Genomic DNA, 22,724 nt, shown 5'->3' with positions numbered 1-22,724 from the left:
AGCTGGCGCTCCGCTGCTCTACCTTTGAACACAGAGTGGAGAATACCGATGAACAAGACTCTTATGATCGCAGTCGCAGCTGCCGGCCTGACCTTTGGCGGTGCCGCCGTGGCGCAAGACCAGATGCGCGGCGCTGACATGACCCGCGCCGATGTTGAAACCCGCACTGCCACACGTTTCGCCCGGATGGATGTGAACGGTGATGGCGTGCTGAACCCCGCCGACCGTGAAGCCCGCGCATTGGCACGTTTCAATGAAGCAGACGCCAACGATGATGGGGCGCTGACATTTGAAGAAACGCAGGCCGCACGTGAGGCCCGCCATGCACAGCGCCAGCAACGCCGGGCAGAGCGCGGCGCACAGCGCGCCGGTGGCGGAGAACGCCGCGGTGGCCGCGGTGAGCGGCATGGCGGTCGGCGTGGTGGCGGCGAAGGTCGCGGCCAGATGATGGAACAGGCCGATACCAACAGCGACGGCGCCATCAGTCAGGCCGAATTTACCGCTGCTGCCCTTGCACGTTTCGACGCTGCCGACGCCAATAATGACGGCACGGTTACTGCTGAAGAACGCCGCGCCCAGCGCGGTGAACGTGGCGGCCGCCGTGGTGCCCGTCAGCAATGATCGAACAGCAGGTCAAACTGCTGCTGGTGGATGATGAAGCCAGTCTGCGTGAACCCCTGGCCGAGTACCTCTCGCGCCAGGGGTTTGCCGTTACGCAGGCCGCCGATGCCTCCAAAGCCCGCGCCGTTTTGCTGGACGATGTGCCCGATCTCGTCCTGCTCGACATCATGATGCCAGGTGAAGACGGGCTTTCCCTGTGCCGCCATCTGATCGAAGCGCGCAATCTGCCGGTCATTTTACTGACCGCAAAGGGCGAAGCGACCGACCGGATTGTGGGGCTGGAAGTCGGCGCTGATGATTATGTCGTCAAACCCTTTGAACCGCGCGAACTGGTCGCCCGTGTCCGCTCTGTTCTGCGCCGCACGGCCAGGGGCACGCCTGCCGTTGACCCTCTGATTGAGGCGCATTACGAATTCGAAGGTTGGCGGCTGGATCCGCTCAAACGCCGGTTGACTGACTCCGAAGGCGTTGTTGTGCCGATTTCTTCTGCCGAGTTCCGCCTGTTGGTTGCATTTCTCAGCCATCCCAAGCAGGTGATGGATCGGGACCGCCTGCTCGACATGGTGCAAGGCCGCGAGGCGCATCTGTTTGACCGGGCGGTCGACAATCAGGTGAGCCGCCTGCGCCGCAAGATCGAAGAAGACAATCGCGACCCCAAATTGATCCAGACCGTCTGGGGCGGAGGCTACCGACTTGCCTGCGAAGTACGACGCATCGCGGCTGGCAAGGACTGATGACAGCAATGCGCCGCTTCGTGCCGAAAAGCTTGCTGGGCCAGATGCTGCTGGCGGTCGCGTTGGCGTTGCTGGTGGCGCAGACGATTTCTGCCGTGCTGCTTTACCGCGCTGAAGAAAACCGCATCGAAAGCGGGCTGGCGAATGAACTGGCCTTTCAATTGATTACAGATCGTCAGGCCAATGGACGCGCGGCAGATCGCCGCGAAGCGCGGCCTGATGGCGTTCGCCAGCGTGGCCAGCGCAGGCCGGGTCTGCGCCGTGTGCGGGTAGAGCGCGCCGTTACCTCTCCGCTGGCGCAAGGCGAATCGCGCGATCCGGCGCGGGAAGAAACGCTGCGCAACGTATTGCAACGGCAAGGCGTTGTGATCGGCGAGCTGGTCGTGCTTTCGCGCCAGATTTCTCAGGACCCGTTTGTCCTGCAGCGGCTGAGGCGCAACCCGCGCTTTCTGGAACGCCGGGGCTGGTCTTCGGAAGGCGAACTGGTTGTCGCGGGATTGAAACGGCAGGGCGCAGACACGTGGGTTATCGCCCGGTCTCCGCGCCCGCAGCCTGCGCGCAGGACCATGATCGGGATCATCATCCAGACACTGATCCTGTATCTGGTGCTTGTTGGCGGGCTGGCCTTCCTGCTGCGGCGACTCACACGGCCGCTGGCACAGTTGACGAAGCGCGTGGAAGGTTTTGGCGGAACATTGGGAACAGAACCCCCGCTTGAACCCTCTGGCCCGCAGGATGCCCGGCGACTCATCACTGCACACAATGCAATGGAAGGACGCATTGCCGCCCTGCTCGATGAAAAGAACGTGATGCTTGGTGCCATCGGCCATGACCTCAAAACCCCTCTCGCCGCTTTGCGCGTGCGGATCGAGAGCGTCGAAAATGAAACAGAGCGCGCCCGCATGGCCGCCACTATCGAAGACATCACATCCTCGCTCGACGATATCCTCTCGCTGGCCCGTGTAGGCCGTCCGACTGACCCGCTGGAGCGGACGGAATTGTCGGCACTGGTGGCATCTGTATTCGAAGAATTCGAAGACATGGGCGAAAATGTCGTGCTGGGCGAAACACAGCGTATGGCCTCGCCGCTGCGGGCCACCTGGATGCGCCGGGCGCTGCGCAATCTGATCAGCAACGCCCTGCGGTATGGAAAGCAGGCGCGTATTGCCTTGGCGCGCGAAGGGGATACAGCCGTGATCCGCATCGCCGACAGCGGCCCCGGCATATCCGATGATCAAATCGCTGCAATGATGGAGCCGTTCGCGCGCGGTGACACATCGCGCAACCGATCAACCGGCGGTGCAGGCCTTGGCCTGACACTGGCGCGCGCTATCGCGGAGCAGCACGGCGGCAAACTGCTGCTCACCAATCGTATCGGCGCAGATGGCGGCGTGGTCGGCCTGCTGGCGGAAATACGTTTGCCTTTGGCCTGATCGGCCCCGAGACCGGCGAAGCAGCATTATCGCATCAGCCCGCCAATAATATTGCGCACGAAACGGCCTGCAACCGGCCCCGCAAGATCGGTGGCGATAGAACCCAGGCCCGACGTGACAGCAGTCTTGGTCGGATTGGCCCGGCTGCGGCGACCCGTAACGGCGGCGGCTGCAACGGATGCCATAGAGCCAGCAGCGGCGCCCATCGCGCGCTCCCGCGCCTTTTCCCAGATGCTCCTGGATTTGCGCGGCTGCTTGGCCACTTCCTCGGCGCCCTTCTCAGCGACTTCTTCAGCGGTCTTCACCGCATCCGCAGCTTTTTGGGCAAGCACTTCCTCGGCGCTTTCGCGGTCGATCACTTCATCATATTTGCCATCAAACGGGCTGACCGACTGGATGATCGCGCGTTCTTTCGCATTAACGGGGCCAAGGCGGCTGCGCGGCGGCTTGATCAAGGTGCGCTGAACAATCGTGGGTGCGCCATCATCGTCCAGCGTGCTGACCAGCGCTTCACCCACCTTCAACTGGGTAATCGCCTCTGCCACGTCGAGATCGGGATTGATGCGGAAGGTTTCGGCCGCCGCACGAATCGCGCGCTGGTCTTTCGGGGTAAAGGCCCGCAGCGCATGCTGCACGCGGTTGCCCAACTGTCCGGCGATTTCTTCAGGGATGTCGATAGGGTTCTGCGTCACGAAAAACACGCCAACGCCCTTGGACCGGATGAGCCGCACTACCCGTTCGATCGTGTCTTGCAGCGCCTTTGGCGCATCATCGAACAGCAGGTGTGCCTCGTCGAAGAAGAACACCAGCTTGGGCTTTTCCGGATCGCCCACTTCGGGCAGCGTTTCGAACAATTCGGCCAGCAGCCACAGCAGGAACGTCGCGTAAAGCTTTGGGCTGCGCATCAGCTTGTCGGCGGCGAGCACGTTGACCATGCCCCGGCCCTGTTCGTCCACTTTCAGGAAATCGTCGATTTCCAGCGCCGGTTCGCCAAAGAAATGGTCCGCCCCTTGCGATTCGAAACTGAGCAATTGGCGCTGGATCGCACCAACCGATTGCTTCGACACATTACCATATTCCCCGGACAACTCCTGCGCATTGTCATAGGCCCAGGCGAGCATACTGCGCAGATCGTCAAAATTCAGCAGCAGCAGCTTGTTATCGTCGGCATGGCGGAAAACGATCTGCAATACGCCCTCCTGCGTCTCGTTCAGATCGAGCAGGCGGGAAAGCAGCAGAGGCCCCATTTCCGAAACCGTGGTGCGGATGGGGTGGCCCTGTTCGCCGTACAAATCCCAGAAAACCACCGGATTATCCGAATAGGCGTAATCCTCCATGCCCAGCTCTTTGGCGCGGGCCTCCAGCTTGTCGGCATGTTTGAAGCTGGCGGAGCCCGGCATGGCAACGCCCGACAAATCGCCTTTCACATCGGCCACGAAGACCGGCACGCCTGCTGCGGAAAAGCTTTCCGCCATGCCCTGCAAGGTCACGGTTTTGCCCGTGCCGGTTGCACCCGCGATCAGCCCGTGGCGGTTGGCGCGGCCCAGATCCAGCGCCTGCCGATTGCCGTCCAGATCATTGCCAATGAAAATATCGCCCATTTGCGCGCCCAATCTCTGTTATTGCTCGATTCTTGAAGGAACCCTAGAGCGGGGCGGATGGATGGCAAGACCCCCTTCGTCTTACTCGACGATGCGCGCGAGCACGGAGCGAGCGATGCGCATTACTTTGTCTCGCCCGAACAGACCTTCGTGGCGCGCAGGCCAGGGGAGGTCGCGGGCGTGCTGGCGGCGGCGGAAGCTGCTCGTGTAAAATCTGGCAAACACCTGGCTGGCTACATCGCCTATGAGGCAGGTCTGGCGCTGGAAGATCGGCTTGAGCCACTCGCTGCGCCCCGCACCGGAGCCGACGGGCCACTCGTCTGGCTGGGCCTGTTCGATGATCCCGAAATTATTCCCGCCGCCAATATGCGTGACTGGCTTTCCGCCCAGCATGATGGGTCAGGCGAAGTCAGCATCGGCCCGCTCGATCCGCAAATATCCGCAGGCGAATATTGCGAACGGTTTGCGGCCTTGCAGGAAGCAATCCGCGCTGGCGATATCTATCAGGCGAACCTCACCTTCCCGCTGGCCGGCCCGGCGCGCGGTGACCCGGCAGCGCTTTATGCCGCGATCCGTCCGACGGCAGCGGCAGGGTACGGCGGGCTGGTGTTTGACGGCTCCCATTATCTGCTCAGCTTCAGCCCGGAACTGTTTTTCTCGCTGAAAGGCGGGGAGGCCAAGGTGAAGCCGATGAAAGGCACACGGCCACGGGTGGCCGACCCCGCCGCCGATGCCGCGATGAAGGCGGAACTGGGCGAATCGATCAAGGACCGGGCCGAAAACCTGATGATCCTTGATCTGATGCGCAATGATCTCAGCCGTGTCGCTGATGCTGGCAGCGTGCGAGTTGACGATGCTTTCGCAGTCGAGACCTACCCCACGGTGCACCAGATGGTCTCGACCGTCTTTGCCCGTTTGCAGGACGGCAAGGGCGCGGTTGACCTGATCAATGCTTTGTTTCCCTGCGGCTCCATCACCGGCGCGCCGAAAATCCGGGCGATGGAACTGATCAATCAGGTGGAGCGCGATCCGCGCGGGCCTTACTGCGGTGCGATTGGCCGCATCGGGGCAGACGGCGATGCCGCGTTCAATGTCGCGATCCGCACAATCCGACTCACTCCGGGGGAGAACCTGCGGCACAAGGCCGTGCTCGGCGTCGGCGGCGCGATTGTGGCGGATAGCGACCCGATGGGCGAATGGCGCGAATGCCTGATCAAGGGCGCCTTCACACGCGGCCCGGCAGGCGGGCACGATTTGATCGAAACCATGCGCTTCGACCCGCAAGATGGCATCCCGCTGCTGGAACTGCATCTGGAACGGATGAAGGCCAGCGCGGCAGAGCTGGGTTTCTCCTTCGACCGGCACGAAACGCGCAACCGCATTCAGGCGCTGTGTTTTGAACTGGAGGCGGCGGCGAAAATCCGGCTGGTTCTGGCGCGCAGCGGCGCGGTTACGCTGGAAAACGGACCGCTGCCTGAAGCTATGGCCAATCCCGCACCCTGCATCGCCTTGCCGCACCCTACCGTCGCGCATGACTGGCGTTTGCAGCACAAGAGCACCGACCGCAGCTTCTATGAAGCTGCCCATCATGCAGCGCGCGATGCTGGCGCGGTGGAAGCTTTGCTGGTCCGCAGTGACGGCGCGCTGACCGAGGGCAGCTGGACCAGCATTTTTGTTGAAGGCGATGATGGCGTGCTGCTGACTCCGCCCGCCGCGCTTGGCCTCCTGCCCGGTGTTCTGCGCCGCTCGCTGATTGAACAAGGCAAGGCACGCGAAGCGGTCCTGACGCTGGACAACCTATCCGGCGGCTTTTTCATCGGCAATGCCTTGCGCGGCCTGATCCCTGCGGTGCTCAAGTGACCGTGCCGTCGCTCAGCCAGGCATTGCAACGCATCGAAGCCAGCCCGACCACGGCGATGACCGACCGCGCCAGCGCGCTGCGGGCAGAAGGGCGCGACATCATCTCGCTCAGCGTGGGGGAGCCTGATTTCGATACGCCGCCGCATGTCATCGCCGCCGCCAAGGCGGCTCTCGATGCGGGTGAAACGCGCTATACCCCTGTTGCAGGTACAGCGCGTCTTAAGGAGGCTGCCGCACTGCATTTCCGGCGTGACCTCGGCATTGCCGCAAATCCCGCCAATGTGATCGTGACCGCTGGCGGCAAGCAGGCGATATTCGAGGCGCTGGTGGCAACCGTCAGTGCCGGCGATGAAGTGATCGTGCCGTGCCCGTGGTGGGTCAGCTATCCGCAGATGGTGCGTTTTTGCGGCGGGCGCGTCGTCCCGCTCATGACACATGCGCAGAACGGCTACCGCTTCGATCCGGGCCAGCTGGAGGCGCTCATCACGCCAGCGACCAACTGGTTGATGCTCAACAGCCCTGGCAATCCGACCGGCGCGGTTTTCACCGCAGACATGTTGCACGGCATTGCAAAGGTGCTGCGCCGTCATCCGCAAGTCATGGTGCTGAGCGATGATATCTACGCGCCGCTATCATACACGCGGCAGCCGCATGCGACGCTTGCCGCGCTCTGCCCGGACCTCGCGTATCGAATCCTCACCGTGTCAGGTGTTTCAAAAAGCCACGCGATGACAGGCTTTCGCATTGGTGTCGCCGCGGGCCCGGAATGGCTGATTGCTGCGATGGCGCGGTTGCAGAGCAATTCCAGCGGCAATGCGGCCAGCATCAGCCAAGCCGCTGCGGCCGCTGCTTTTGAAGGGCCGCAAGAGTTTTTGTCGGACTGGCGTGAGGTATTCCGTTCCCGCCGCGACATGGTGGCGCGCCGAATCAATGCGATCCCCGGCCTGTCTACGCCTCTGCCAGACGGCGCGTTCTACTGCCTTATCGACGCTTCGCCCATGATGGAACGCTTCGGCGGAGACGACGGAAAGCTGGCGCTGCACCTGCTTGATCACGGTGTCGCAGTGGTAGCTGCGAGTGCATTTGGCGGAGCCGATGGCTTCCGGTTGAGCTTCGCCGCAAGTGAGGAAGTGCTGGACTCGGCGCTGGGACGCATCGAAAGCGCCTTTGCATGACACATATTCCCATTCTTTATGAAGACGGCGAAGCCCTGGTGATCAACAAGCCAGCCGGTATGCCCATCGAAACACCGCGCAAGGGCGGCCCTGCCCTGACCGACCATCTGGACAGTCTGAAGCTGGGCTTCCAGCGGGCGCCGCAGGCGGTGCACCGGCTCGACACGGACACCTCGGGCTGCCTGCTGCTCGCGCGCAATCCCAAGGCCCTGAAGCGGTTCAATGCCGCCTTTGAGCAGAAAGTCGTCTCCAAGACCTATCTCGGCATCGTTGCAGGGCCGGTAGAGGACGATGAAGGCACGATCGACCTTGCCCTCTCCAAGATCAGCAGCGCCGAAAAGGGCTGGCGCATGATCGTGGCGAAGAAGGGCAAGCCTTCCGTCACTCACTGGACCAAGCGGGCCGAACTGGCCGGCGGGCTGACGCTGGTCGAATTTCGCCCGGAAACCGGCCGCACGCACCAGATCCGTATCCATGCGCAGCACGCCTTTGGCCATGCGCTGCTGGGCGATCCGGTTTACGGCAGGAAAGACCCGCGCGTCAGCCGCACCATGCTGCATGCCAGCGCCGTCACTATGCCGCGCGAAGGCAAGCCTGATATCACCGCCACCGCGCCCCTCCCCGCCGATTTCGAAAAGCTTGGCGCGGAGTAATGGGCGCCGTCCTAGATAGGGCGAACGCCATTGCGGAGGAGCAGTTTGTCACCGCCTCCGGCCCTGGCGGGCAGAACGTTAACAAAGTGGCCACCGCAGTGCAGCTGCGGTTCAATATCTACGCGCTCGGCCTCACCCCGCGCGTGTTTCACCGGCTGAAGGATCTGGCGGGCAATCGCCTGAACAGCGCGGGCGAGATTGTGATCGACGCGCGCAATCACCGTACGCAGGATGCCAACCGCCGCGATGCTCGTGAACGGATGGCGGCCATGATCGAAGCTGCGCTGAAAGAACCCAAGACGCGCAAGAAAACCCGCGTGAACCGCATCGGCAAGACGAAGCGGCTGGCGGGCAAGAAAGCGCAAGGGCAAAAGAAGGCGCTGCGCGGCAAGGTGGATTTCTAGGGTCAGATACGAGCAGCCCGATTAAGCAGATTGCCTTGACTTTTCCCCGACTCTGCCGCAGAGGCGCGCGCTGAAGGGCGGCGCATCGCGTCGCTTTTGTTTTTTTCCGGACCGCTATGGTCCCTCACAGACATTTGAAAGTAAGACCATGGCGAAGCCTGCAACTATCAAGATCCGCCTGAATTCGACTGCGGACACCGGCCACTTTTATGTGACCAAGAAAAACCCGCGCAACCACACCGAGAAGTTTGTCTTCCGCAAGTACGATCCGGTTGCGAAAAAGCATGTCGAATACAAGGAAGGCAAGATCAAGTAAGCCGTTTTACCGGCTGCGATCTGCCAACCGCGCACCTCAATTCTGAACATTGGGAACTGACCTAGTTCAGTGACAGTTCAACGCTGCACACCTATGGAGTGCAACATGAACGCTATCAAACGCCATCTTTCGAAGCCTGCCCGCACTTTGGGGGCCGCCGCCATGCTTGGCGCGGCCGCACTGGCCATTCCGGTATCGCTTGCGGTGCCCGTCACATCTGCTGTGGCTCAACCTCAGGCCAACCAGCTTGATCGTGCCGTCCGCGCGTTGCGCGCGGTTACCACGATGCGCGCCGATTTTACCCAGACGGACAGGGCCGGAAATTCCGTTTCCGGAGAACTGACGCTGCGCAATCCGGGCCGCATCCGCTTCGAATACGAAGACGATGTGAACATGCTTGTCGTGTCTGACGGGCGCGCTCTGACGCTGGTGGATTATGATGTCAGTCAGGTAGAACGCTGGCCGATCCGCAATTCTCCGCTGGGCGCGCTGCTTGATCCCAATCGTGATATGCGGCGCTATGGCACATTGCAGCCATCTTCCACCAACAACGTCGTCAGCATCGCAGTGCGGGATCCTCAGCGTCCTGAATTCGGCATCATGACGCTGATCTTTGTCGAAGATGCAAGCGCGCCGGGCGGGCTTGAACTGGCCAGCTGGGTGGCACTCGATTCGCAGAACACACGCACTACGGTGCGCCTCCGAAACCACCGGTATGGCATGTCCGTGCCCGACAGCGCATTCACTTACCGCGATCCGCGCCGTTCGTCCCGTCGCCCCGGGTAAACCGATCAGCGCCAGTTCGTTGTAAATTTGCGACAAACGACCGCCGATATTCATTGGCCAGACAGGCCGGAACGCCTAGTTTGTGTCAACAAGACGCGGTGAGACGGGTTTCCCCCCTGTTGTCCGCTCTCGATAAAGCCCGTCTTGCGAAGCGTGACGAACGCTCAATAGGAACCCCCGTCGCAACGCCCCCGCGACGGGGGTTTTTGTTTTTTTGTGGCATCTGACTGCGCCATGCGCTGCGCCCGGTTCCAGCCCCGTCCCCTTCCAAGCCATCCGATGATTCTCCGATAAGGTATTGGGTGGCCAGGAGGGGAGAGGGCTAGTGCCGCAAGGGAGGGGCGGATGCCGCGACCACGCGAAAACAGACGCCGCCTTGCTGGCAGCGTATCATGCACCTAAAGCCTTTCCGCATGATCTCTATCGCCACCTGGAACATCAATTCCGTCCGCCTGCGCATGCCGATCGTCGCGCGTTTCCTTCAGGAGGAAGCGCCCGATGTGCTGTGCCTGCAGGAAATCAAATGTCAGGAACACCAGTTCCCTTATGAGGCATTTGCGGAGCTGGGCTATACCCACACTGCTGTCCATGGGCAGAAAGGCTATCACGGCGTTGCCACCGTCAGCCGCGTGCCGCTGACCGAGTTTTCCCGTCATGATTGGCAGGACAATGGCGAGGCGCGCCATGTCGGTGTGGAACTGGGCGGCGCAGGCAAGGGCATGATCCTGGAAAATGTCTACATCCCCGCTGGCGGAGACGAACCGGACCGCGAGAAAAACCCCAAGTTCGGCCAGAAGCTCGATTTCTTCGAGCGGATGACTCGCTGGGCAGACAAAGTTGACCGGCCCACTCTGATCGTCGGCGATTTCAACGTTGCCCCGCTCGAAAGCGATGTCTGGAACCATAAACAGCTGCTGAAAGTCGTAAGCCACACACCAATTGAGGTGGAAACATTGCAGCGGTTCAAGGACGCGCATGGATGGACCGATATCGGGCGCGAACATATTCGCGATCCGGAACGGTATTACAGCTGGTGGAGCTACCGTTCGAAAGACTGGCGCGAAAATGACCGCGGGCGGCGGCTCGATCACATGTGGGCGAGCCCTGATCTCGCGGCGCAAAGCACGCGGCACTGGCTACTGGAAGATGCGCGCAGCTGGGAAAAGCCATCCGACCATATCCCGCTCATCACGGAGTTCGATCTCTGAGCGAGAGAGCGCCTTCCCCTGAGCGGCGCGTGGCGCAAGCGGTGGACGCTTTGCGCCATGGCTGGCCAATCAAGATTGGCGAGGCGCCCGTGCTGCTGCCGGTGGAAACTGCGCCGCTTCGCACGCCCACCTCCGCGCATTTGCTGGTTTCAGCGGCGCGCGCCGAAACGCTGCGGCTGACCAATCAGCGGGCTGCTGCCGGCGGCCATTCACCCGCGCTGATCCGGGCCGCCGAGCCGCTCGATCTTCATGCCGCACTGCCCGTCGCCGACCCGGCGCTGGACAACGACTATCCGCTCAAAGGGCCGTTCAAAGCGGAGGAACTTGCGTGGCGCACTGCGGCAGTTGCTGCGATGGAACTGGCGCGCATTGCCGGAATCTTGCCGGCTTTCATGGTCGACCCTGATCCACCAGGCGAAGCAGTGGCGCTCAAAAGCATGGATCTGGCCGCTTGGACCAATCCGCATAACCTTGCCATTGCAACCCGCGCACACCTGCCGATCGCGCGCGAGGAGGATGCTGAAATCATCGCCTTTCGCAGTGTGAACGATATGCGCGAACATGTCGCCATTGTGCTGGGTCAGCAAACGTCAGACCGCGCGCCATTGGTCCGGCTGCATTCCGAATGCCTGACGGGCGATATTTTCGGCAGCCTCAAATGCGATTGCGGGCCGCAGCTCGATGCAGCGCTGGCAGCGATGAGCGCCGAGGTCGCAGCAGGCGGTTGGGGCATATTGCTCTACATGCGGCAGGAAGGGCGCGGGATCGGGCTGGTGAACAAGCTGCGCGCTTACCGGTTGCAGGATGAAGGCGTCGACACGCTGGAGGCCAATCGCCGCCTTGGCCTACCCGAAGAAGCACGCGATTTTCCGCTGGCCGCGCGGATGCTCGATCTGCTGGCCGTCGGCAATGTGCGGCTGATGACGAACAATCTGGAAAAGGTCGTCGCGCTGGAGGATGCCGGCGTCAAAGTCATTGAGCGCGTCCCGCACGAATTGCCCGCCAATCCGCACAATGTCCGTTATCTTGCGACCAAGCGAGACCGCGCCGGGCATTTGCTCAAATAAGCTAGAGCCACCGTCCCAGTGCCTGACCCATGCGCACAGCGTCACCAGCGCGCATGTCGGCATTCCAGGCGACGCGTCCCGGTTCAAACAACAGCACCGCGGTGGAGCCGAGGAAGAAGCGGCCCATTTCGTCGCCAGCGGCGAAGGTGTGCTCGCCATCGGCAAAGTCATGCCGAACCGGCGCGGGGTTGTGCGCTTCCACGCGGCCGCTCCACACGGTTTCGATTCCCGCCACGATCATCGCGCCGACCATGACGCTGGCGAATTGCCCGTGCGGCCCGTCAAAGCGGCATGCCAGCCGTTCGTTGCGGGCGAACAATCCATCGACATTCTCTGCCGTGACCTGATTCACCGAAAACAGATCGCCCGGAATGTAGCTGGTCGATTGCAGCGCGCCTGCTGCTGGCATGTGGACGCGGTGATAATCCTTGGGACTGAGGTAGATCGTGGCGAAACTGCCGCCTTCAAACCGCTCCGCCGCAGCAGCGTCACCGCCAAGCAATTCGCTTGCAGTGAAATGGCGGCCTTTCGCCTGAAAGATGCGGCCTGCCTCTATGGTCCCGATCTGGCTTATCGCACCATCGGCGGGGGAGAGGACATGCACCGCGCTGTCTGCCAGCGGGCGAGCGCCCTCTTTCAGTTCGCGCGTGAAGAAGTCGTTGAAGCTTGCGTAAGCTTCGATCGGCCGTGCGGCCTCCGCCATGTCGACACTGTAGGAGGCTATGAAGCGGCGGATCAGCAAATCCTTCAGCCAGTTTACCTCGCTGCCAGCGAATTTTCCGGCAAAGCGGGAGATCGCATGGTGCGGCAGCATATGCTGGAGGCGGATAAAATTGTTGGACATCACCGGGCTTTAGCGCAGTTGGCTGTCCTTGGAACCCCGCCTGTTGATTGCCGAATGCCGCACATTCGCATCGCGGCCAGACTGGCAGGCAACACAGGTGCGGACACCGGGCACGGCCAAACGCCGCTTTTCCGGAATGTCTTCTCCGCACAGGTCGCAATATTCGGCGCTTTCACCCTTGGGCAGGCGCGCGCGTGCAGCGGCGACCGCATCGCTCACCGTATCGTCAATCTGTTCCTGAACCGCGCCATCGCGGGACCAACCACCAGCCATGCTGTATCTCCTTGCCCGATTAACGGGCAAGGAGGGGAGAGCGTTCCGGCCCCCTGTTTTGTCAGCGCACTTCGTAACGCGACAGGCCCCGGCCCAAGGCGTTGTCTCCAATGCCTCCCATATCGCCCGACCAATCGGCCACGAACACGGTGTTGCGATCCACCCCGGGGGCGAGGCGGGCATCATTGCCGACCACGTTGAGCGCGCTGGAATCATGGCTGCGGCCTTCGGCGGCTACAGCGATGAAGGCACTGTAATTTTCCTTGTCGGCACCTTGCACAAACCAGTTGTTGCTGATCTGGCCCATGGCGCCGCCTGGCAGATCGATCATGTAATTGGTGGCCCGTCCTGCGGCATCGTCAAAGCTGCTGGCAGCGATATCCACGCGGGTGGCGCGGGATTTGACATAATGCCCGCCGCGCCCCTGTTCAAACCGGCTGTTGGTGACGCGCACCTGCGCCAGATCGCCCGTATAAACCGAGTGAGCGCAGCCGCCTGCGCCTTCGCAAGTGCCAAGGCGGGTGAAGGTGGAGCGATCAATCACCAGACGCGCAGATGTGTCGCTGGCGGTCAGAATGCCCTGCTGGCTATCGCGGAACCAGCTTTCAGCCACCGTCAGATCGCCGGTTTCAAGCCGAATGCCTGCGCCGTTGTAATCCGGCACGCGCATGTTTTCGAAAATCAGGCCCGCCACTTCGGCACTGCGTCCGCGCAGCACCAGTGCAGCCTTGCCTTCGCAGGTCACGCCGTCAAAAATGGCAGAGCCGGGCTCACTGGCGAAATAGCTGATGTCGCCGGAGGTTTGCACGGCGCATTGTTCATGACGGCCCGGCGCGATTGCAATTGTCCCTCGTGCATCGCCGATGGCGTTCACTGCGTCCTGCAAATTGCCGTAACCGCGTCCCGTTTCCATCACCGTATAGGGCGCCGCCGCGCCCTGGGCCAGCAGAGCAGCAGCGGGTATCGCGGCAATCGCAATCCCTGCCAGAGCGAGGATCGCCTTGCTGGAAAGACGCTTGGCCGAGATGGGGGCGGAAGGGTTGAAGCGCATGGTCATCATGCCCGCGGGCGTAGCGCAAATGGGTTAATGGCCTGATAAGACCTGCACCTTGTCAGCTTCCATTGCGCCAGCGCCAGCCGCCATCGGTGTGGCGCTTCGCCAGCAAAAGATACGCTAGTGTAAACAGGATCATGCAAAAAATACCGAGTATGACTTGGCCTGTTTCGATGAGCAAACCGCAGCCGATAATGGCTGCAACGAATACTGCGGTAAGCGCCCACCCCTGCCACGCGATTGGCAAGCCGGAGCCGTAGCCATACCGCTTCGGGGCAAACCATGGATCCCTGCCAATCAGAGCTTCGAACATGATTATTCTCCTTTCGGCGGCCGGCCCCGGCGCGGGGGCTCCGGCTTGGGAACGCGGATGCCGCGTTTTTCGAGGGCTTCCCGCAGCAGCATCTCGAGCTGGGCATTGACCGAGCGGAGTTCGCCTGCCGCAAGGCGCTCCACCGTATCATGGAGCGCCGGATCAAGCCGCAGGGCAAACGCCTTTTTGGATGCAGAAGTGCGGGGCATCGTTCTACTGGTAAAGCGTGCCTGCGTTGACCACAGGGTTCACTTCACGCTCCCCGCACAGTACGACCATCAGGTTGGAAACCATGGCCGCGCGCCGTTCATCATCCAGTTCGACGATGCCATCCGCACTCAGTTTCTCGAGCGCCATTTCGACCATGCTGACCGCACCGATCACCAGCTTTGTGCGTGCAGCAATAACGGCTTCTGCTTGCTGGCGGCGCAGCATGGCGCCAGCGATTTCGGAGGCATAGGCAAGGTGCGTCAGGCTGGCTTCGTCGACCACCACGCCAGCGGCGGAAAGACGTTCGTTCAGCTCTGTCTGCAGTTCGGAATTCACCACATCAGGGCTGCCGCGCAGTGTCGTTTCATCCTCCTCGAAATCGTCATAGGGATGCCGCGCGCCGACCGTGCGCAAACCCGCTTCGATCTGGATGTTCACGAATTCCTTGTAATCATCGACATCAAACACGGCCTGCGCTGTATCCTTTACGCGCCACACCACATTGCAGGCGACATCGATGGGATTGCCGCGCAGATCGTTGATCTTGATGCGTTCGGAATGGATGTTGTGCGCGCGCACGCTGACCTTTTTCTTGGCCATCCAGGGCCATACCCAGCGCAGGCCTTCGGTCCTGTCTGTGCCGCGATATTCGCCGAACAGCGTGATCACTGCGCCCTGATTGGGTTGGATCATGTAAAAGCCGATCCAGGAGATCAGGCCGACCAAGAAGGTGATAAGGGCCATGAGTATCATGCCGCCGCCTGATCCGCCCGATTTCTCCGCAGCGACGCCCATCACCACGAACCACAGGGCAAGGGCCGTCAGCCCGAGCGATACAAGCAACATCACAAAGCCATTAAAGCCGCTCGCGGCTTTTTCGCGGCTGCGCTCCATCGGGATATGTTCTTCGGCCATGCAATTCCTCCTGTTTGATATAAATATGATATCACTATTATATCAAACTCGGAGCTTGCGCAATCGTAATCGGATGCCGTCTAATTGTCCCGAATGGCCTTGAGGAAAGCCGCGCCGTAGGCGGAGCGCTTTTTCTCGCCCACACCGGGTATCGCGGATAGTTCTTCCAGCGATGCGGGCCTTCCCGAAGCCATCGCGCGCAATACGGCATCATGGAACACCACATAGGGTGGCACACCGGCCTGCGCGGCCAGATCGCGGCGGAGCGCGCGCAAGGCCTCGAACAAGGGATCACCAACAGGATTGGGTGCCTGGTCGCGCGTGCCCCTGCCTTTGCGGCTCTGCTTGGGGGGCGGAACAACGATGGCGACCGGCATGTCGCCCTTCAGGATCTTGCGGGCATCGCCGCCAAGCTCCAGCCCTCCGTGGGCATTCGCCACCAGTGCGCCAGTCGCCTGCAATGCGCGCGCCAGAGGACGCAGCAGGGCGGCCTCCTCGCCGTCAACAATGCCGAAAACCGACAAGGAATCGTGCCCGCGCTGCCGCACCCGTTCATCCGCGTCGCCTGTCAGCACTTTCGCCAGATGGCCAAAGCCATAGTTTTGCCCCGTGCGATAAGCGGCACTGAGCAATTTGCGCGCCAACTCCGTCGCGTCAGAAACTTTGGGCGGATTGAGACAATTGTCGCAATTGCCGCATTTTGGCGGAGGATCTTCGCCGAAATGCCGCAGAAGCACCGCACGGCGGCACCCCGGTGTCTCGACCAGTCCGGCCAGAGCATCCAGCCGCGCATGTTCGCTTTGGCGGCGGTGTTCGTCCACATCGGACAGCCGCCCACGCGCCGTCATGAAATCGCCTGCGCCCCACAGCATGACTGCGCGCGCCGGATCGCCGTCGCGGCCCGCACGGCCCGTTTCCTGATAATAGCCTTCAATGGACTTGGGTATGCCCGCGTGGGCGACGAAGCGCACATCGGGCTTGTCGATCCCCATGCCGAAGGCCACCGTGGCGACAATCACCATGTTCTCCGAACCGACAAACGCCGCCTGATTGCTGGCGCGCACCTGCGGATCAAGGCCTGCGTGATAAGGCAGCACCGGCCTGCCGGTGTTTGCCGCCAATTGTTCGGCCAGTTTTTCCACCTTCGCACGGGTGGGGGCGTAAACGATACCGGGGCCGGGTTCCTTATGCATCAGATCAGTCAATTGCGCCGCAAGAGTTCCGCGCTGGGCAATGCTGTAGTTGATGTTGGGCCGATCAAAGCCCGCCAGCACCATGCCTTCTTCAGGAATGCCGAGCTGCGTCAGTATATCGGCGCGCGTATGTTCATCTGCCGTGGCAGTCAGCGCGACGCGGGGCACATCAGGAAAGGCATCCAGCAGACTGCGCAGCTGGCGATAATCAGGCCGGAAATCATGACCCCATTCCGAAACGCAATGCGCCTCATCAACGGCAAACAGGGCAATCTTGGCTGACGACAGGAGATCGCGAAAGCCAGGCTGGCTGGCGCGTTCGGGCGCAACGTAAAGCAGATCCAGCTGTCCGGCACGAAACGCTTCCATCGTTTCCCGCCAATCGGCATCAACGCTGGTCAGCGTTGCAGCGGCAATCCCGTTGGCCCGCGCGCTGCGCAATTGATCATGCATCAGGGCGATCAAGGGCGAAATCACCACACAGGTGCCGTCCAATATCGTGGCGGGCAGTTGGTAGGTGAGCGATTTGCCCGCGCCCGTGGGCATTACCGCCAGTGTCGATTCACCTGCCAGCACGCGGGCGAGCACCGCCTCCTGTACGCCGCGAAAGCTGTCGAAGCCGAATATCCGGCGCAATTCTGCGCGTGCGACGGTCAAATCGGCAGGGGGTGGGGAAAGCGAGGCCATTGCGGCTCGTCTGGCAGATCGCACGGCACGCCACCACCCACGATAAAGCGCATTTCCACTTTGCTTCGCGCTGCGCTAAGGCTGACGTTCCATTTGATTACGATGAGAAGGGTCTCTCTCCATGAAGAAATTTGCATTTGTTGCCGCGACCGCGGCTTTCGCATTGGCCGCCTGCGGCGATACTACGGATGCTTCGGAAGAAGCTGTTGCAGACACTGTTGAAGTACCCGCAGACGAAGCGATGGCTGACCTGCCGGAGCCGGTTGCCGTGGCAGAGCCCGAAATGACCGACGAAGAAGCCGAAGCGACCATGAACGTCACCGAAGAAGAAGCCGAGACGGCCGCCGACGAAGCCATGGATGCAGTGGGCGCAGCAGAAGCTGCCATGGCCGAGATGGAAGCTGCCGAATAATGATTACCGAACGGGGAGCGCGCGCCGCCTTGCTGCTGGCACTGTGCAGCACGCTCCCCGCTTGCGGTGATGGTATGGCTGCAGATCCGGTTCCACCTATCACACAGGATGAAGAACAGGCGATCAGCGAGGCCGCCGAAATGCTTGATGAGCGGATCACCGCGCCAGATGCCGAGCCAGCTGAACCAGCCGCGCAAGATAGTATCGAGTGAAACTGGATTGGGCCTCCGCTCTGTGGTAATGTTCACAGTATGAAACACGCCGCTGAATTGTCCCATGGGGCAGAGGACTTCGCAACTCTCCCCGAAATCTCTCCCGAGGTCTTTACCGCCCCGCTGCAACGGCCTGCGCATGTCGGGCTGGATTGGCTGGAGCCCGCGCAAACCCGCTATACGTCCGAAGACGATGCGATCTGGAACGATCTGTTCGCGCGCCAGATGGAAATCCTGCCGGGCCGCGCCTGTTCGGCCATGCTGCACGGGCTGGAAAAGCTCGACCTTGGCAAGGGCGGCGTGCCCGATTTCGGCAAGATGTCGGAGGAACTGGACCGTCTTACCGGGTGGAGCGTGGTGCCTGTGCCCATGCTGATCCCCGATCACGTGTTCTTCTGGCATCTCGCCAATCGCCGCTTCCCGGCGGGCAATTTCATTCGCACGCGCGAAACCTTCGATTACATCCAGGAGCCGGACGTATTTCACGATGTGTTCGGCCATGTTCCGCTGCTGACCGATCCGACCTTCGCCGATTACATGCAGGAATATGGCCGCGCCGGTTGGAAGGCGATGCGGTACAACCGGCTGAAAGCGCTCGGCGCGCTGTACTGGTATACTGTCGAATTCGGTCTGATCATGGAGCATGATGAGCTGCGTATCTTTGGCGCAGGAATCCTGTCAGGCCCGACCGAAGCCATTTTTGCGCTGGAGGCGGAGTCGCCCAACCGCATCATGCTGAATGTCGACCGGGTCATGCGCACCGATTACGTGATCGACGATTTGCAGCCGACCTATTTCGTGATCGAGAGCTTTGACGACCTTTACCGCAAGACGGTGGAGCGCGATTTCGATCGTCTGTACCGCGATCTCGGCCCCAGTTTCACCTACGCCAATTCTGCCGTGATCGATGTCGATAATGTGGTGCATAAGGGCAGCCAGGAATATTTCCTGCGCGGCGGCCGCGGAAGCAAGGCTCGCCCTATTTAATCAGAAACTGTCTAATCAAAAAACTGTGTAATCAGACACACGTGAACGCAGGACAAAAGAAAACCGGCGCCGGATTGCTCCGACGCCGGTTTTTCTGTTTCGTAAGGCGAAGGCCTTAGGAAGGTTCAGCATCCATCGTGTCTGCTGCTTCTTCCATGGCTTCTGCGTCTTCGTCGACAGCATCTTCCATGGCATCGGCCTGGTCGTCGGTGATTTCACCGGCATCTTCCATGGCATCAATTTCTGCGTCCATGGAATCTTCCATTTCTTCAGCCTGGTCTTCCATTTCGTTTTCGGCGGCGCTGTCACATGCAGCGACACTGAGGCCGAGAACGGCGGCGGAAGCAACTGCGATAATCTTCTTCATGGTATTCCCCTTCATAGAAAGAGAGGGCCAGTCTCAGCCCTCTCGGAGTGAATCACCCCTCGGGGCATTCGACACTCGGATAAAGAAAAGCACACAGAGGCAACAAGTTCCCAGCAAAATATTCTGTGTGCAACTCTGTGCCGGCAATTCAGCCGGCGGATCTAGAACAAGGCGAGCAGCGCCACGCCCATCGCAACGCGGTAAATGACGAACACCAGCATGGACGCTTTCTTCAGGAAGTTCATGAGAAAGGCCATCGTCGCAAAAGCCGCTATGAAAGTCAGCACACCGGCGATCAAAGCTTCCATCGCAAGGCCGCCACCAGCTTCGAATATCTCCGGCACGATCAGAATGCCTGCTCCGGCCACAGCCGGGATCGACAGCAGGAATGAAAAGCGCGCCGATTCAAACCGGCTGTATCCAAGCGCGCGCGCCGCGGTCATGGTGACGCCGGAACGGCTGGTACCCGGAATGATGGCCAGCGCCTGCGCAATACCGACCAGCAAACCATCGCGCCAGGTCATGTCTTCGAATGTCTTGTCCTCGCGCCCGAAGTAATCGGCAATGCCCAGCAGGATGCCATAAAAGATCAGATTGACCGCGATAAGATCGGTAAACCGGATGGAGGACATCAGATCATCATCGATCACGGTGATGTTGAACCAGCTTTCCGCAATGCCGTTGAAAAGGCCCATCTTGATCGACAGGCCAAATGCAACCGCCGGAATGGTGCCCAGCGCAATCCACCAGAACAGCCGCCGCTCCACCGGAGCCTTGCCCACGCCAATCGAGGCAAAGCCGCCGCGCGCCAGCACCACCACATCTTTGAAAAAATAAACGATGATCGCCAGCAAAGAACCCACGTGGACTGCGACATCGATCAGCGGCCCCTGATCGGCAAAATCCGTCAGATACGGTATCAGAATGAGGTGGCCCGACGAAGAAATCGGCAGGAATTCGGTGATGCCCTGAACGATGGCAATCAACAGAAGCTGGAGAAAGGTCATGGGATTGGCTCAATGCCGCCTGGCCGCTTCAAGTCAAGCAATTGCCCGCACGCCGCATGCAAAAAGCCCGCTGCCGGCATAATACCGGCAGCGGGCCTTTTGGTGCATTTCCGCGGCGTACGTTACCAGATGCGGATACGGTCTTCCGGCGGCAGATACAGTTCATCGTCCTGAGTGACGTTGAACGCATCATACCAGGCATCGAGGTGGCGAACCGCATTGTTGACGCGGAACTCGCCCGGCGGGTGGTTGGCAGTCATAACGCGGTTGCGTAGGGATTCCTCGCGCTCCATCCCGCGCCAGATCTGGCCGAAGCCGAGGAAAAAGCGCTGATCGCCGGTCAAACCGTCAATGACCGGAGCTTCTTCACCGTTCAGCGACAGGCGGTAGGCGCGGTAAGCCATCTGCAAGCCGACCACATCACCCAGCGTCTCTCCCATAGATTGGCCAGCGCGCAGGCAGACAGGGCCTTCGGGGCTTTCGACCGGGCAATATGCCTCGATCAGAGCGCCCATGCGGCTGGCGTAGTCTTCGAACCCTTCGCGGTCCGCATCCTGCCACCAATTGCGCAATGTGCCGGTGGCATCGTATTGCGAGCCCTGGTCATCGTAGCCATGGCCGATTTCGTGACCGATGACTGCGCCGATCCCGCCATAGTTCACCGCCGGATCGGCATCCGCGCTGAAGAACGGTGCCTGAAGGATCGCCGCCGGAAAAACGATGCGGTTGGTCAGCGGCGAGTAATAGGCATTCACCGTCTGCGGCAGCATGCCCCATTCGCTGGGGTCGACCTGCGTGCCGAGCTTGGCCAGGTTATCCTGCTGCCGCCAGCGCGATGCGTTCATTGCATTGGTCAGCGGATCGGTAGCGCTGATTTCGAGGCCTTCGTACTTCTCGAATTCATCGGGATAGCCGACCATGGGCACAAAGCCGTTGAGCTTGTTGCGGGCTTCGGCGACGGTTTCGGGCGTCATCCATTGGTTGTTGTCGAGCGCGATATTCATCGAGCGCGACAGATTGCCCACCAGCTCTTCCATCTGCGCCTTGCTTTCAGGCGGGAAGTACCGCTCCACATACAGCGCGCCCAGCTGCTCGCCGAGCAGACCCTGCACTACGCCAATACCGCGTTTCCAGCGGGGACGCTGCTCTTCCGCACCGCCTATCGTGCGGCCGAAGAAATCGAAATTCGCTTCGTCGAGCTCGCTGCTGAGAATGGAGGCGTTTCCGGCCAGGAAACGCACCGCCATATAGGCCTTGATCGTGGCGAGCGGTGCTTGCGTCAGGAATTCCATCATGGCCGGCAAACCGCCGCCAATCATGCCCAGCTGTGCGTCGGTCAGGCCGAGTTCTTCGATTTCTTCCGGAGTCGGGGGAAGCTGCGAGGCAAGGAACCGGTCCTGGCCCGCAAAGCCGCCTGAATTGAGCAATGTCTCAACCGGGAAATCACCGCCCAGCGCAACCAGTTCTTCCCGCGTCAGTTCATTGTAGGTCATCTGCGGAATGCGAAGCATCTGGCGTGCCCACTCCAGTTCAGCCACCTGCGCTTCAAATGCATAGACCGCGCGGGCCGCTGCTGCCGGATCGGTATAACCCGCCGCGCCAAGCATGGTGGCAAGATAGTCCATATAAGCTTCGCGGATCGCCAGATTGCTTTCCGAATCGACCAGATAATAGTCTCGGTCGGGCAGACCCATTCCGTTGAAACCGATGGAGACCGCATAGTCGGTCGGGTTGCGCGCATCGGCGCCTACGCCGGCGCTGACCAGGCCGGGGTAGCCAGGCTCTTCGAACAGTTCGACCAGACGGTTGAGATCGGGTGCGGAGAAAATTTCCTGCAGATATGGCTGCGCCGGAGCAAGGCCGGTCGCATCGATCGCTTCGACATCGACATAGGCGTTGTAGGCATCGACGATGCGGCGCGCGGTGGTGCCCGGGGCAGGATCGGAAGCCACGAGATCGCGGATCAGCGTTTGCACGTCTTCGGTTGATTTTTCGGCCAGCACATCGAACGCGCCGAAACGCTGGCGATCAGCGGGGATAGTGTTTTCGCGAACCCATTTGCCATTCACATAGGCATCGAAATTGTCGCCCGGATCGATTTGCGCATCGATGCCTTCGATGCCGACACCCCAGGTGCCGAAATCCATTTCCGGAAGCGGGGCGGGCTCTTCTTGTGCAGCGGCAGGTGCGGCCAGCGCGAGGCCAAGGGCAAGCACCGGCATACTGGCAGTGGTGGCAAGAAATTTGCGGATCATTCGGCAGTCCTCTTTGGAAATTTGTTCTGATTGCGATTGTTTTTATTATTATTTTTGGCAGCCTCTGCCCAAGCAGGGCAAGCGGTTGCTGTCGTTACCGTATCGATTTAGGGCCGATTCTACTCGACACAAGACAT

At 60.9% G+C, this 22,724-nt stretch carries 25 protein-coding genes; 14 read left to right on the top strand and 11 right to left on the bottom strand.

Going from position 1 to position 22,724, the window contains the following annotated elements; all coding sequences use genetic code 11:
- Window positions 1-48 precede the first annotated feature (48 nt).
- Genes AB731_RS03130 through AB731_RS03120 form a run of 3 tightly spaced genes read left to right on the top strand, consistent with a single transcriptional unit; the run spans window position 49 to window position 2,788 of the window.
- Window positions 49-621, top strand: a complete 573-nt coding sequence (locus AB731_RS03130) for an EF-hand domain-containing protein (protein WP_047092449.1) — start codon at window positions 49-51, stop codon at window positions 619-621.
- Window positions 618-1,355, top strand: coding sequence for a response regulator (locus AB731_RS03125; protein WP_047092450.1), 738 nt, complete (start codon window positions 618-620; stop codon window positions 1,353-1,355). The genes AB731_RS03130 and AB731_RS03125 overlap by 4 nt, the downstream gene beginning before the upstream one ends.
- Window positions 1,355-2,788 carry a sensor histidine kinase gene (locus AB731_RS03120; RefSeq protein WP_331386695.1) on the top strand — a complete coding sequence of 478 codons (1,434 nt, stop codon included), beginning with the start codon at window positions 1,355-1,357 and terminating at the stop codon, window positions 2,786-2,788. Before AB731_RS03125 ends, AB731_RS03120 begins: the two co-directional genes overlap by 1 nt.
- A 26-nt stretch (window positions 2,789-2,814) precedes the next feature.
- Here AB731_RS03120 and AB731_RS03115 read toward each other — a convergent pair whose 3' ends face one another.
- Window positions 2,815-4,389, bottom strand: coding sequence for a helicase HerA-like domain-containing protein (locus AB731_RS03115; RefSeq protein WP_047092451.1), 1,575 nt, complete (start codon window positions 4,387-4,389; stop codon window positions 2,815-2,817).
- A gap of 57 nt (window positions 4,390-4,446) precedes the next feature.
- Between AB731_RS03115 and pabB the strand changes: the two genes are divergently transcribed.
- From pabB to ribA, 8 genes are all read left to right on the top strand, one after another.
- A complete protein-coding gene (gene pabB / locus AB731_RS03110; RefSeq protein WP_047092452.1) occupies window positions 4,447-6,249 on the top strand; it encodes an aminodeoxychorismate synthase component I in 1,803 nt (600 codons plus the stop codon).
- Between the two features lie 56 nt (window positions 6,250-6,305).
- Window positions 6,306-7,424 (top strand): pyridoxal phosphate-dependent aminotransferase, encoded by a 1,119-nt coding sequence (locus AB731_RS03105; RefSeq protein WP_047093109.1) that lies wholly within the window; start codon window positions 6,306-6,308, stop codon window positions 7,422-7,424.
- Window positions 7,421-8,077, top strand: coding sequence for an RluA family pseudouridine synthase (locus tag AB731_RS03100; RefSeq protein ID WP_047092453.1), 657 nt, complete (start codon window positions 7,421-7,423; stop codon window positions 8,075-8,077). Before AB731_RS03105 ends, AB731_RS03100 begins: the two co-directional genes overlap by 4 nt.
- Window positions 8,077-8,481 (top strand): alternative ribosome rescue aminoacyl-tRNA hydrolase ArfB, encoded by a 405-nt coding sequence (gene arfB, locus AB731_RS03095; RefSeq protein ID WP_047092454.1) that lies wholly within the window; start codon window positions 8,077-8,079, stop codon window positions 8,479-8,481. Before AB731_RS03100 ends, arfB begins: the two co-directional genes overlap by 1 nt.
- Window positions 8,482-8,629: 148 nt before the next feature.
- On the top strand, window positions 8,630-8,797 hold the full coding sequence (gene rpmG / locus AB731_RS03090; protein ID WP_047092455.1) for a 50S ribosomal protein L33: 168 nt from the start codon (window positions 8,630-8,632) through the stop codon (window positions 8,795-8,797).
- A 105-nt stretch (window positions 8,798-8,902) separates the two neighbouring features.
- A complete protein-coding gene (locus AB731_RS03085; protein ID WP_047092456.1) occupies window positions 8,903-9,583 on the top strand; it encodes a LolA family protein in 681 nt (226 codons plus the stop codon).
- Between the two features lie 413 nt (window positions 9,584-9,996).
- Window positions 9,997-10,791 carry an exodeoxyribonuclease III gene (gene xth / locus AB731_RS03080; protein ID WP_047092457.1) on the top strand — a complete coding sequence of 265 codons (795 nt, stop codon included), beginning with the start codon at window positions 9,997-9,999 and terminating at the stop codon, window positions 10,789-10,791.
- 41 nt (window positions 10,792-10,832) lie between these two features.
- Window positions 10,833-11,858: a GTP cyclohydrolase II gene (ribA, locus tag AB731_RS03075; protein ID WP_231638819.1), complete on the top strand. Its 1,026-nt coding sequence runs from the start codon at window positions 10,833-10,835 to the stop codon at window positions 11,856-11,858.
- 1 nt (window position 11,859) lies between these two features.
- Here the strand turns inward: ribA and asd are convergent, their stop codons facing one another.
- From asd to recQ, 7 genes are all read right to left on the bottom strand, one after another.
- Window positions 11,860-12,702, bottom strand: a complete 843-nt coding sequence (asd, locus tag AB731_RS03070) for an archaetidylserine decarboxylase (RefSeq protein WP_047092459.1) — start codon at window positions 12,700-12,702, stop codon at window positions 11,860-11,862.
- A 9-nt stretch (window positions 12,703-12,711) separates the two neighbouring features.
- Window positions 12,712-12,975, bottom strand: a complete 264-nt coding sequence (locus tag AB731_RS03065) for a DksA/TraR family C4-type zinc finger protein (RefSeq protein ID WP_047092460.1) — start codon at window positions 12,973-12,975, stop codon at window positions 12,712-12,714.
- Window positions 12,976-13,036: 61 nt separating this feature from the next.
- Window positions 13,037-14,026, bottom strand: a complete 990-nt coding sequence (locus tag AB731_RS03060) for a right-handed parallel beta-helix repeat-containing protein (RefSeq protein ID WP_407921638.1) — start codon at window positions 14,024-14,026, stop codon at window positions 13,037-13,039.
- Between the two features lie 61 nt (window positions 14,027-14,087).
- Window positions 14,088-14,342, bottom strand: coding sequence for a hypothetical protein (locus AB731_RS03055; protein ID WP_047092461.1), 255 nt, complete (start codon window positions 14,340-14,342; stop codon window positions 14,088-14,090).
- 2 nt (window positions 14,343-14,344) lie between these two features.
- A complete protein-coding gene (locus tag AB731_RS03050) occupies window positions 14,345-14,551 on the bottom strand; it encodes a hypothetical protein (RefSeq protein WP_047092462.1) in 207 nt (68 codons plus the stop codon).
- A gap of 4 nt (window positions 14,552-14,555) precedes the next feature.
- On the bottom strand, window positions 14,556-15,467 hold the full coding sequence (locus AB731_RS03045) for an SPFH domain-containing protein (RefSeq protein ID WP_047092463.1): 912 nt from the start codon (window positions 15,465-15,467) through the stop codon (window positions 14,556-14,558).
- An 80-nt stretch (window positions 15,468-15,547) separates the two neighbouring features.
- Window positions 15,548-17,347 carry a DNA helicase RecQ gene (recQ, locus tag AB731_RS03040; protein WP_047092464.1) on the bottom strand — a complete coding sequence of 600 codons (1,800 nt, stop codon included), beginning with the start codon at window positions 17,345-17,347 and terminating at the stop codon, window positions 15,548-15,550.
- A 121-nt stretch (window positions 17,348-17,468) separates the two neighbouring features.
- On the opposite strand from recQ, the gene AB731_RS03035 reads away from it, so the two are divergent.
- The 3 genes from AB731_RS03035 to phhA are packed head-to-tail and all read left to right on the top strand — an operon-like array spanning window position 17,469 to window position 18,958.
- The gene (locus AB731_RS03035) at window positions 17,469-17,759 is read left to right on the top strand and encodes a hypothetical protein (protein WP_047092465.1); all 291 of its coding nucleotides are present in this window, start codon (window positions 17,469-17,471) and stop codon (window positions 17,757-17,759) included.
- The gene (locus AB731_RS03030; protein ID WP_047092466.1) at window positions 17,759-17,971 is read left to right on the top strand and encodes a hypothetical protein; all 213 of its coding nucleotides are present in this window, start codon (window positions 17,759-17,761) and stop codon (window positions 17,969-17,971) included. Before AB731_RS03035 ends, AB731_RS03030 begins: the two co-directional genes overlap by 1 nt.
- Window positions 17,972-18,010: 39 nt before the next feature.
- Entirely contained in the window at window positions 18,011-18,958 is a 948-nt protein-coding gene (phhA, locus tag AB731_RS03025; protein ID WP_082126321.1) for a phenylalanine 4-monooxygenase, read from the top strand.
- Window positions 18,959-19,073: 115 nt separating this feature from the next.
- Here phhA and AB731_RS03020 read toward each other — a convergent pair whose 3' ends face one another.
- From AB731_RS03020 to AB731_RS03010, 3 genes are all read right to left on the bottom strand, one after another.
- The gene (locus AB731_RS03020; RefSeq protein ID WP_047093112.1) at window positions 19,074-19,325 is read right to left on the bottom strand and encodes a hypothetical protein; all 252 of its coding nucleotides are present in this window, start codon (window positions 19,323-19,325) and stop codon (window positions 19,074-19,076) included.
- Window positions 19,326-19,486: 161 nt separating this feature from the next.
- Complete coding sequence (locus AB731_RS03015; protein WP_047092467.1) at window positions 19,487-20,332, bottom strand: undecaprenyl-diphosphate phosphatase; 846 nt, start codon at window positions 20,330-20,332, stop codon at window positions 19,487-19,489.
- A gap of 122 nt (window positions 20,333-20,454) precedes the next feature.
- Window positions 20,455-22,587, bottom strand: a complete 2,133-nt coding sequence (locus AB731_RS03010) for a M13 family metallopeptidase (RefSeq protein ID WP_047092468.1) — start codon at window positions 22,585-22,587, stop codon at window positions 20,455-20,457.
- Window positions 22,588-22,724 lie beyond the last annotated feature (137 nt).

The organism is Aurantiacibacter marinus (genome assembly GCF_001021555.1).
In the GTDB taxonomy this organism is placed as follows: Bacteria; Pseudomonadota; Alphaproteobacteria; order Sphingomonadales; family Sphingomonadaceae; genus Alteraurantiacibacter; species Alteraurantiacibacter marinus.
Note: the sequence above shows the minus strand (reverse complement) of the source record. Positions and strands in the feature narration are given on the sequence as shown.